Here is an 8002-nt window from a genome sequence, read left to right as displayed (position 1 = left end):
ATTCGCCGTCGCCCGCCGTGCCGAGCGGCTTGAGGCACTCGGCGCCGAGAGCGGCGCCGTGCCGTTCGCCGCGGACATCACCAACGACGACGACGTCGCGGCCTTGCTCTCAGCCGTCACCGAGGCAGGGGGAGCGGACACGCTCATCAACATTGCCGGCGGTGCGCGGGGCGCCGACACGCTGGCCAATGCCCAGACCGAGGACTGGGACTGGATGTACCAAGTCAACGTGCTCGGCACGCTGAAGCTGACCCGGGCCTTCCTCCCGATGCTGCGGGCCAACGGCGAGGGCACCGTTTTGAACCTGACGTCGACGGCGGGATTCACGGCTTACGAGGGCGGCGGCGGGTACAACGCGGCCAAATTCGCCCAGCACGCCATGACCGGCGCCTGCGCCTGGAGGAAGCCGAGAACAACATCCGCGTCATCGAGGTGGCACCCGGCCTCGTCCGCACGGAGGAATTCGCTCTCAACCGCCTCGGCGATGCCACCGCGGCAGCCAAGGTATACGCCGGCGTCGAGAAGCCGCTCACCCCGGAGGACGTCGCCGACGTCGTCAAGTACGCGGTCTCATTGCCGCACCACATCAACCTGGACGAGATCATCGTCCGCCCTGTGGCGCAGGCCGCTACCCACAAGTTGATCCGCAAGGGCTAAGGTACCGGCGTCGCCGGCTCCCGCGCGGCAGCCCAAGTGGAGCTCGCAGTGCCGCTGCCGCTAGACTTGTGCCACAAGCTTTGACCCGGACATCACCGGTGAGCTTCCGGAAGAACGCCCCCGCCACCCCGGGGGCCAGTAGAACCGGACGGGTAAGCCCGTCACAGCAGCAATGAGCGGCCGACGCCGGAACAGCTCCTCTTCGAAGGGGCCGCGCCAGCGGCGGTAAGTGAGGTGGTACCGCGGTACCGGCGCTGTTGGAAACAACGCAGCTGGCGCCGTCCTCGCATCCTGAATGAAACTTTGTGTTCACCGGCTCAACCCAGGATGAAGAGATGACGTATTACCCCAAGGCCTCCACAGCTCTCTCCGGCACCCCACGAGGGGTGTCCGCCTCCGTGAAGTTCCCGGAGATCGAAGAGCGCATCCTCAAGTACTGGGATGAAGACGGCACCTTCCAAGCCAGCATCGACAACCGCAGCGCGGACCTGCCCGGAGGGCACCCCGGCAGCAACGAGTTCGTCTTCTATGACGGTCCTCCCTTCGCCAACGGGCTGCCCCACTACGGCCACCTCCTGACCGGCTACGCCAAGGACCTGGTGGGCCGCTACCAGACCCAGCGCGGCAAGCGCGTCGAACGGCGCTTCGGCTGGGACACCCACGGCTTGCCCGCCGAACTCGAGGCCATGAAGCAACTGGGCATGACGGACAAGACCCAGATCGAAGCCATGGGCATCGACAAGTTCAACGACGCCTGCCGCGCCTCGGTCATGAAGTACGCGGACGAATGGAAGAGCTACGTCACACGGCAGGCACGCTGGGTGGACTTCGACAACGACTACAAGACCCTCAACGTCGAGTACATGGAGTCTGTCCTTTGGGCCTTCAAGCAGCTCCACGAGAAGGGCCTCACCTACAACGGGTACCGCGTCCTGCCGTACTGCTGGAAGGACGAGACGCCGCTGTCCAACCATGAGTTGCGCATGGATGACGATGTCTACAAGAACCGCCAGGACCAGACCGTCACCGTGACCTTCCCCATCAAGGCAGGGGAGTCGGAACTCTCCAAGTCCCTTGAAGGCGTGCAGGCGCTCGCGTGGACCACGACCCCCTGGACGCTGCCCACCAACCTGGCGCTCGCCGTCGGGCCCGACATTTCTTACGCGGTGGTTCCGGCCGGTCCCAACGGGATCAAGGCCGCCTCCGCGGAGGCTCCGGTGACGGGCGGCTTCCTGCTGGCCGCCGATCTTCTCGGCACCTACGCCAAGGATCTGGGGTACGACGACGGCGCTGCCGCTACCGCCGCCGTCACGGCAAGCTACACGGGCACCGAGTTGGCCGGCCTGGAGTACGAGCCGCTCTGGGACTACTTCTCCGATACCGAGAAGTACGGCACCCAGAACGCCTGGCGTTTCCTCGTGGCGGACTACGTCACCACCACCGACGGTACGGGCATCGTCCACCAGGCTCCGGCCTACGGCGAGGACGACCAGAAAGTCTGTGAGGACGCGGGGATCCCCGTGGTCCTTTCCGTCGACGAGGGCGCCAAGTTCCTCCACCTGTTCGCGCACGGACCGCTCGCCGAAATCTCCGGGCTGCAGGTGTTCGATGCCAACAAGCCGATCACCCAGGCACTGCGTTCCGGCGGTCGCTTGGTTCGCCAGGCCAGTTACGAGCACAGCTACCCGCACTGCTGGCGCTGCCGCAACCCCCTGATCTACCGTGCCGTGTCCTCCTGGTATGTGGAGGTCACCAAGTTCAAGGACCGGATGTCCGAACTGAACCAGGAGATCAACTGGATCCCGGGCAACGTCAAGGACGGACAGTTCGGCAAGTGGCTGGCCAATGCCCGCGACTGGTCCATCAGCCGCAACCGCTACTGGGGCTCGCCCATCCCGGTGTGGCAGTCCGACGACCCCGAGTACCCGCGCACGGACGTTTACGGCTCTCTCGCCGAGATGGAGCCGATTTCGGCCGCCTTCCGATGAACAACGACGGCCAGGTCGACCTGCACCGCCCGTTCATCGACGAACTGACCCGGCCCAACCCGGACGACCCGCGCTCGCCTGAAGAGGGCCAGTCCACCATGCGCCGGGTGGAGGACGTCCTGGATGTCTGGTTCGACTCGGGCTCCATGCCCTACGGGCAGGTGCACTATCCTTTCCAGAACGAGGAATGGTTCGACACCCACAACCCTGCCGACTTCATCGTCGAGTACATCGGGCAGACCCGCGGCTGGTTCTACATGCTGCACATCCTGTCCACGGCACTCTTCGACCGGCCGGCCTTCCGCAATGTGATCAGCCATGGCATCGTGCTGGGTTCGGACGGGCAAAAGATGTCCAAGAGCCTGCGCAACTACCCGGACGTCTCCGAGGTCCTGGACCGCGACGGCTCCGACGCCATGCGCTGGTTCCTGATGTCCAGCCCCATCCTGCGCGGCGGTAACCTCGTGGTCACCGAACAGGGAATCCGCGACGCGTCCGCCAAGTCATCCTGCCGCTGTGGAACGTGTACAGCTTCTTCACGCTGTACACGAACGCCTCCCACACAGTGGATGGGACAGCCGCCGGCTATGACGCCAAGCTGCGCTACGACGGCTACACGGACACAATGGACCAGTACTTGCTGGCAAACACCGGTGACCTCGTCCGCAACGTCACCTCCAGCCTGGACGAATACGACATTTCCGGGGCTTGCGATGAACTGCGCAGCTACCTGGATATGCTCACCAACTGGTATGTCCGCCGCAGCCGCCAGCGCTTCTTCGACGAGAACACCGACGCCTTCGACGCCCTCTACACGGCGCTCGAAGCGGTCTGCCGAGTCTCGGCGTCGCTCCTTCCTTTGGTTTCCGAGGAGATCTGGCGCGGCCTGACCGGCGGGCGCTCCGTGCACTTGGCTGACTGGCCCGAGGCGTCGCTGTTCCCGGCGAACCCGGAACTCGTCGAGGCGATGGACCGGGTCCAGCAGATCTGCTCCACCGGTTCCAGCCTGCGCAAGGCCGCCAACCTCCGCGTTCGCTTGCCGCTGCAGGAACTCACTGTGGTGGCACCCGGTGCTGATGCGCTGGCAGGCTTCGCCGCCGTCGTCGCGGATGAACTGAACCTGCGTTCCGTGCGCCTCCTCGACGCCGCCACGGCGTCGCCGGAGGAATTCGGCATCGAGCAGAAACTCGTGGTCAATGCCCGCGCGGCAGGTCCGCGACTGGGCAAGAACGTCCAGCAGGCCATCAAGGGTTCCAAGTCAGGCGACTGGTCTGTTTCCGATGCGGGAGTGGTCACGGCGGGCGGCCTCGAGCTGGAACCGCAGGAGTACACGCTCGAGACTGTCGTCGCGGAATCTGCTGACGGCTCGTCCGCGGCCGTCGCTGTCCTTCCGGGCGGCGGCTTCGTGGTCCTGAACACCGAAGTCACTCCGGAACTGGCAGCCGAAGGCCTGGCGCGGGACATGGTCCGCGCCATCCAGCAGGCCCGCAAGGACGCAGGACTGAACGTCAGTGACCGCATCCACACCACGGTCCTGGCCGTCCACGACGTCGTTGACGCCTTGCGCGCCAACGAAGAGCTGGTCAAGACCGAAACCCTGTCCCTCAAGCTCGACCCCGTCGTCTCCGGCGACGCCGCCGAGCCGCAGATCACCGTTACCAAGATCGAGGCCTAGTACATGAGCGACGAATTCTCCGTAGAAAGCGTCTACGCCGAACTCCTGGGCCGCGCCCCGGAAAACAAAATGGAGCCGCGGCTCGCGCCCCTGTACCGGGCGATGGATGTGCTGGGGGAGCCCAACAAGGCGTTCCCGATCATCCACATCACGGGCACCAACGGCAAGACCTCAACAGCCCGGATGATCGAGGCCGGGCTTCGTGCCCACGGATTGAGCACAGGCCGTTATACGAGTCCGCACCTGTCGAAGGTCACCGAGCGCATCAGCATCGACGGCGAGCCGGTTTCGGACGAGACCTTTGTCCGGATCTGGGACGAGATCCGTCCGTACCTCGAAATCGTGGACAAGGAGCTCGAGGCGGATGGCCAGCCCAGGCTCACGTACTTCGAGTGCCTGACCATCCTGGGCTTCGCGATCTTCGCGGACCAACCCGTGAACGTCGCCGTGATTGAAGTGGGGCTCGGCGGCATCACCGACGCCACGAATGTGGGCGATGGACAGGTTTCCGTGGTGACGCCGATTTCGCTTGACCACACGGATCTCCTCGGCGATACCACCGAGGATATCGCGCGCGAGAAGGCCGGAATCATCAAGCCCGGCGGCTTCCTGATCAGCGCGGCCCAGCCGGTGGACGCCGCGCAGGTGCTCCTTGAGAAGGCGCGCGAGGTTGGGGTGCCGTTCCGCTTCGAAGGCGTCGAATTCGGCGTCGAGTCCCGCAGCGTTGCCGTCGGAGGCCAAGTCCTGACCATCCAGGGGCTCGCGGGCCGCTATGAGGACCTGCTGCTTCCCTTGCACGGCGCCCACCAGGCCGAGAACGCGGCCGTCGCGGTCGCGGCGCTTGAAGCGTTCTTCGGTGGCGGTGAAAAAGAGCTCGACGGCGACCTCCTGCGCGAAGCGTTCGGCAGCGTCACGTCGCCTGGCCGTCTTGAAGTGGTGCGCACCGCTCCCACGATCATCGTGGATGCGGCCCACAACCCTGACGGCATCCGCGTCTCGGCCGAGGCAATTGAAGAGGCCTTCAGCTTCAGCAAGCTGGTGGTGGTCCTCGGGGTCCTCAAGGAAAAGGACGCGGAGGAAATCCTGCGGCAGCTCAAGGAATCGCTGGGTGGACTGGCAGAGGAGTTCTGCTTCACACAGTCCAGCTCGCCGAGGGCCATCCCGGCGGCGCAACTGGCCGATCTCGCCGTCGACCTTGGCTTCGGTGCGGACAATGTCCACATTGCCGAGAAGCTGGATGACGCGATCGAGTGGGCCGTGGAGCGTGCCGAAGCGAATGATGACCTGGCCGGCGGCGTACTCGTCACGGGTTCCGTCACCGTGGTGGCGGAGGCCCGCATGCTCCTGGGGAAGGTTGGTTCCTGAGCATGGCCAAACTCACCAAAGCCCAGCGCGAATGGCGGCCCGGGATGCCCAAGAAGCGCCGCTCTACCAAGGTGATGTTCGCTTCGACCGTCCTGCTTTTGGAGGCCTTCGTCGCGTTCTTCGCCACCTTGGCAGTCTTCGGACTGAAGCGCGGGGAGGTGCAGCCGGCCCTGATCCTGACCTTCGGCATCAGCCTGAGCGTCATCCTGATCCTGGCCTGTGCCGTGCTTAGCAAGCCGTGGGGCATCGGGGTCGGCTGGGTTATGCAGCTGGTCTTGATTCTTTCCGGCTTCGTCGAGCCCACGATGTTCGTGGTGGGAGTCCTGTTCGCGGCCTGCTGGTGGTACGGCATCCGTGCCGGCATGAGAATCGACCGCGAGAACGCCCAGCGTGATCGTGAGCAAGCCGAATGGAACGCTTCGCACGGGGACTCTGGGGGCAGCGCGGGCGTCGCCTGAGTGAAACCCCGTAAACTGGCTGGGAAACCCACACATCCAACATTGGAGCAACCGTGAGCATTGAGCGCACCCTTGTACTGATCAAGCCCGACGGCGTCGCCCGCAACTTGAGCGGCAGCATCCTCGCCCGCATCGAGTCCAAGGGATACTCCTTGGTCGAATTGAAGAAGGTCAACGCAACCCGCGATCTCCTTGAGCAGCACTACGAAGAGCACCTGGGCAAGCCGTTCTACGAGCCGCTAGTCGAGTTCATGCTCAGCGGCCCGGTTGTCGCTGCCATCTTCGAGGGCCACCGCGTGATCGAAGGCTTCCGTTCCCTTGCTGGAACCACGGACCCGACGTCGGCGGCGCCCGGCACCATCCGCGGTGACTTCGGCCGTGACTGGGGCCTGGCTGTGCAGCAGAACCTGGTCCACGGTTCCGATTCGGTGGATTCCGCCGAGCGCGAGATCAAGATCTGGTTCGGCGCGTAGTTTTCAGACACACCAAAAGCGGAAGGGTCCATGTTCATGCGAACATGGGCCCCTTCCGCTGTTGACGGCTTGGTGCTTAGTAACCCGACGTGCCGATGAAGACGTTGATGAAGGCAAAGAAGATACTGGCGATCACGCCAACGTAGAGCAGCGCGGAAATGATCCAACCGGATTCGCTCAGGATCTTGGCCAGTCCTGCGGGCGCTGGAATGACTCCGTGCGCCACGTTCCTGATGGTCACGAAGACGAAGAGCGGGATCATGCATGCCCACACCACCATGCAGAACGGGCACAGGATATGAATGACATACAGGGCCTGGGACCAGAGCCAGACGATGAAGATGAACCCCAGTGTGACGCCCGTCTGCAGTCCGATCCAATACCAGCGGGCGAACTTGGCCCCGGCAAAGATCGCCATGGCGGTGGTGATGATCACGGCGAAGGCGACAATCCCGATGAACATGTTGGGGAAACCGAAAACCGAACTCTGCGGTGTTTTCATGACGCTGCCACAGGACACCCACGGATTGAGGTCGCAGGCCGTTATGTGGTTGGGGTCCATGAGAACCTGCAGCTTTTCCAGCACGAGTGCGCCGGACGCAGGCCACGCGATGGCGCCGGTGGCGAGCAAGAGCCAGGCAAAGGGGCGGTCGCGGACCATGCGCGGCATGGCTGCGTCGTCGGTGTGCTTGCCGGTTCCCTCCTGCCTGAGGGAGCGGGCATCGTTATTGGCCAGGTTCGGGCTGGCGGGGCTCGGCATGGTTGGCTGTCCTTTTCTGGATGGCCCGGCGCGGGACCGGGGACTGCTCTTGGGAGGATTCTAGCCGCGGAGGCTGGAGGACGCGTCCAGCAAAGGCGGCGGCACGGAAGCTTTCAGGGCATGCTTCCTGCCGGGAGTGCGGGCGTGTGAGAGAATGAACATGGCCGGAAGCCGATCCACATGCGGAATCCGGTCCGGTATCTTGTTCCCAAGACCGCCAATCATTTGCAGGGCATGCCCAGGATCCAATGATCCCCGGCAGGGCCGCAGTGACCATGGACGGCACCTGGTTGTGGCATTAGAACAACGGGTTTGGAGCGAAGCCGGCTTTCCGTGGATGCCGCACCCCCATGCTGGTGCGAACCGGAAAGACTACTACTGACTTCTGTCAACGCCTGCGGGTTTTGACAATATTGCCCCTCTGGGCACCGGATGTGGCGGTTGCGCAAGGGCAGGAGTGTTGCCACATATGGATAACGAGCAAGTTGTAGCCGCCGCCGAAGATGCGGCGTCCACCGAGACCACCGAAGCACCTAAAAGGTCACCCGCACCCGCCGCAAGGCTGCACCGAAGACGGTCGCCGCGGATGAAGCCCCCGACGCCGGAGCTGCCGCAACCGCCGCCGA

General features: G+C 64.2%; 4 protein-coding genes and 2 pseudogenes. 5 read left to right on the top strand and 1 reads right to left on the bottom strand.

Translation table 11 applies throughout. From position 1 onward, the window contains the following. The 5 genes and pseudogenes from AHiyo1_RS17350 to ndk form a co-directional block, all read left to right on the top strand. Positions 1-657, top strand: a pseudogene (locus tag AHiyo1_RS17350) (SDR family oxidoreductase); the annotation flags it as partial. 335 nt (positions 658-992) lie between these two features. After that, positions 993-4320: pseudogene (gene ileS, locus AHiyo1_RS17345) on the top strand (isoleucine--tRNA ligase). A gap of 3 nt (positions 4321-4323) precedes the next feature. After that, positions 4324-5685 carry a bifunctional folylpolyglutamate synthase/dihydrofolate synthase gene (locus AHiyo1_RS17340; RefSeq protein ID WP_059389362.1) on the top strand — a complete coding sequence of 454 codons (1362 nt, stop codon included), beginning with the start codon at positions 4324-4326 and terminating at the stop codon, positions 5683-5685. A 2-nt stretch (positions 5686-5687) separates the two neighbouring features. Continuing rightward, on the top strand, positions 5688-6143 hold the full coding sequence (locus AHiyo1_RS17335; protein WP_059389361.1) for a DUF4233 domain-containing protein: 456 nt from the start codon (positions 5688-5690) through the stop codon (positions 6141-6143). Between the two features lie 53 nt (positions 6144-6196). Next, entirely contained in the window at positions 6197-6616 is a 420-nt protein-coding gene (gene ndk / locus AHiyo1_RS17330) for a nucleoside-diphosphate kinase (RefSeq protein ID WP_059389360.1), read from the top strand. A gap of 76 nt (positions 6617-6692) precedes the next feature. Here ndk and AHiyo1_RS17325 read toward each other — a convergent pair whose 3' ends face one another. Beyond that, on the bottom strand, positions 6693-7376 hold the full coding sequence (locus tag AHiyo1_RS17325) for a vitamin K epoxide reductase family protein (protein WP_059389359.1): 684 nt from the start codon (positions 7374-7376) through the stop codon (positions 6693-6695). Positions 7377-8002: the final 626 nt, after the last annotated feature.

It is taken from the genome of Arthrobacter sp. Hiyo1 (assembly GCF_001263615.2).
In the GTDB taxonomy this organism is placed as follows: Bacteria; Actinomycetota; Actinomycetes; order Actinomycetales; family Micrococcaceae; genus Arthrobacter.
This window is presented reverse-complemented; position numbering and strand designations above follow the sequence as displayed.